Genomic DNA, 3,164 nt, shown 5'->3' with positions numbered 1-3,164 from the left:
ACCGCCGACGCGGAGGTGCCGGAAGAAGCCGCTGCGCAGCCCGCCGACATGCCGGCGTTGTCCGATCCGGCGCAAGGATTGCCGCCGGCTCCGGTCGACCAGCAGGCCGCCCCGGCTGCCCCGATCGTGCCGGCTCCGGCTGTGATCTCGACGAGCACGTCGTCGTAAGCACGCGGGTCGGACTCCCGTGCGACCGGAACGCGGGTCGCACGGGAGTCGATCGAACCCGATGCCCGACGGTCGTTTCCTGTTTGACGGGTGTTGATCCCATCCCCGAGGTCAACACCTCTTTTTGCCTGACGAGGATGCAAGGAGGCCTCAATCATGAGGATCTTTTTGGTCGCTCTGTTGTTGTACAGCGCGCAAGCCGCAGCGCAAGCGGTATTTCAGAACCCGGCGGTCTTCGTGATCCTGGGCGAGCAGACCGCTGCGAATGCCGTGAGCGTCGAGCAGGCGCTGACGACGCTCGGTCGCGCCGACAACACGGCGTGCGCGCCGATGATGATGATCGGCGATCCGCAGATGATCTACATGATGCCGGAGGAAGGTCACGCACCGTCGTGGCAATCGCCGGTGTACGGCCGTGGCGCGCCGTTCGAAGCGCAGAACGGGCCGACGCCGACCGGCAAGACGATCGGCGCGATGCAGCATGCCGAGGACATGCAGACGCAGCCATGGAGCGACGGCAGCGCGATCACGCAGAAGATCGCGGGCGAGTCGAGCGTGACGGCGGCGGACCGGGTGAGCGGGTGGCAGCGCAACGGGCTCAACTCGATCGAGACGGCCCCTGCGACGGAAGTCACGGTGAACGGCAAGACCTACCGCGCCTATCGTGACGACCTCAACCGTTCCACGAAGCCGGTCGTCGAGCCGCAGATCTACACGCAGCGCGTCGTTTTCTGCCGATAACGAAACGTCAATCCGAGGACGGCCCGGCGCTGCGCCGCGGGACCACGATGCCCCGCGCTGCGCGATCCGGCGACGGCCGTTTCGACCACCAAACCAAGCGACGAGGCCATCGTGAACTACTGCTGCCAGATCAGGGTGTCGGGCCCACAGGATCTCGAACGCGAGGCGGGTACGGCGCCGTTCCTTGCCGTCCGGCGCAACCATGTCGTACCGTCGCGGCCACTCGTCTACCTGTCGCAGCAGCACGATGCCGCGCTCGTCGACTGTCTAACGTCGCGCGGCTGGGACGTGTGGCGCGCGAAAACCGTTGCGGACGCACTGAATCTCGTCAGGGCGAACCGTCCGCATGCGGGCATCGTCGATTTCGGCAGCTTCGCATCGCCCGACGTCATGTCGTTCGAGACGCTGCTGCGCGATCCGCGCGTCGGCTGGGTCGCGCTCGCCGACAATGAGCGGCTGCGGGATCTCACCGTCGCGCGCCTGATTCGCCACTGCTGCTTCGACTACGTGCGCAACGCGACCGCCTATACGACGATCGGCTATCTGGTCGGCCACGCATACGGGATGCTGAAGCTCGCGGACGGCAGCCCGGACGCCGATGCGGCGTCCCCCGGCGGCACGATGATCGGCTCGTGCGATGCCATGCGCCGATTGTTCGCGACGATTCGCAAGGTCGCGAACACGGACGCCACCGTATTCATCGCCGGCGAATCCGGCACCGGCAAGGAACTGACGGCGGCGGCGATCCACCAGGAGTCGTTGCGCGCCGACGCGCCATTCGTCGCCGTGAACTGCGCGGCCATTCCGTCGACGCTGCTGCAGGCCGAACTGTTCGGCCACGAGCGCGGCGCGTTCACGGGCGCGCACCAGCGCAAGATCGGCCGGATCGAGGCCGCGCACGGCGGCACGCTGTTTCTCGATGAAATCGGCGACATGCCGTTCGAGAGCCAGGCGAGCCTGCTGCGCTTCCTGCAGGAAGGCACGATCGAGCGGCTCGGCGGGCACGCGTCGATTCCGGTGGACGTGCGGATCGTATCGGCGACCCACGTCGATCTCGAGGCCGCGATGCAGGCGGGGCGGTTCCGTGCCGACCTGTACTACCGCCTGTGCGTGCTGCGCATCGACGAGCCGCCGCTGCGCGTGCGCGGCCGCGACATCATGCTGCTCGCCGACTATGTGCTGCGGCGCTATCGCGGCGACAGTTCGCACCGGATTCGCGGCTTCATGCCGTGCGCGATCGAGGCGATCCACAACTATCCCTGGCCCGGCAACGTGCGCGAACTGATCAACCGGATCCGGTTCGCGGTCGTGATGACGAACGGCCCGATGATCTCGGCCGCCGATCTCGAACTGCACCCGTACACGTCGCGGCGGCCGCCGACGCTCGCGGAAGCGCGCCGGCAGGCCGAGCGGCACGCGATCGAGGAAACGTTGATGCGCCACCGCCACCAGCATGCGGACGTGGCGGCCGAACTGGGCATCTCGCGCGCGACGCTGTATCGGCTGATGACCGCGCACGGGCTGCACGGCTGACGCGCCGCGGCGCACCGCCGCTCAAGACCGCGCGACGTCGGCCGTTAAGACAGGAAACGGCCCGTCCGGACCGCCGGTGCAGCCATGCGCGCGCGGCCGGCACGCGGCGCATCACGCTTATCCGAGGTTACCGTGGCAGAGTGCAGTCACTGCGGCAGGACGTTCCTGGTCGGCGGGCAGTCGATCGACGGCCGCCGCTATTGTCGTGCGGCGTGCGCGCAAGCGCATCCGATCGTCGTCGAGGCAGAACGGGTGCCCGACGCGAAAGTCTGGGAGTACGTGCACGACTGGCGTTACGGGCCGTGCCCGATCTGCCGTCGCGACGACCAGCCGGTCGACGTCCATGCGTCGCATCGCGTCGTGTCGCTGCTGTTCGTCACGCGCTGGGCGACGCGGCGTCACGTGTGCTGCCGGCGTTGCGGCCGCAGGAAGCAGGCGGTCGCGCTGCTTGCGTCGGCAGCGTTCGGCTGGTGGGGGTTGCCGTGGGGCCTCGTGCTGACGCCGATCCAGCTCGTGCGCAACGCACTCGGGCTGGCCGCTCGTGATCCGGCGGTCGCGACGCAGCAGTTCGAGCAGCTCGTGCGGCGCAAGCTCGCGGCACGCCGGTTGCGGCGCGCACGGCAGGGATCGGAAGAGAGACGTGTAGGGAAAGAGTGTATGTCTCTGTGTAGCTTTCCGGTCGCTCGCTGAGCGGAAAATCTAAACACGACTGAGATTGATGT

At 67.8% G+C, this 3,164-nt stretch carries 3 protein-coding genes; all 3 read left to right on the top strand.

Annotated features, from left to right (window positions below):
- Positions 1 to 324 precede the first annotated feature (324 nt).
- Positions 325 to 909, top strand: a complete 585-nt coding sequence (locus G3N99_RS37490) for a hypothetical protein (protein ID WP_174932772.1) — start codon at positions 325 to 327, stop codon at positions 907 to 909.
- A 135-nt stretch (positions 910 to 1,044) separates the two neighbouring features.
- On the top strand, positions 1,045 to 2,442 hold the full coding sequence (locus G3N99_RS37485) for a sigma-54 dependent transcriptional regulator (RefSeq protein ID WP_254603311.1): 1,398 nt from the start codon (positions 1,045 to 1,047) through the stop codon (positions 2,440 to 2,442).
- 132 nt (positions 2,443 to 2,574) lie between these two features.
- Positions 2,575 to 3,132 (top strand): hypothetical protein, encoded by a 558-nt coding sequence (locus G3N99_RS37480; protein WP_206124885.1) that lies wholly within the window; start codon positions 2,575 to 2,577, stop codon positions 3,130 to 3,132.
- The last annotated feature ends 32 nt before the right edge of the window (positions 3,133 to 3,164 follow it).

It is taken from the genome of Burkholderia sp. Ac-20392 (assembly GCF_017104585.1).
Lineage (GTDB): Bacteria > Pseudomonadota > Gammaproteobacteria > Burkholderiales > Burkholderiaceae > Burkholderia > Burkholderia lata.
This window is presented reverse-complemented; position numbering and strand designations above follow the sequence as displayed.

Excerpts from the sequence above, each read along its gene's own strand:
- G3N99_RS37490 (WP_174932772.1), top strand. The coding sequence starts at position 325 with ATGAGGATCTTTTTGGTCGCTCTGTTGTTGTACAGCGCGCAAGCCGCA.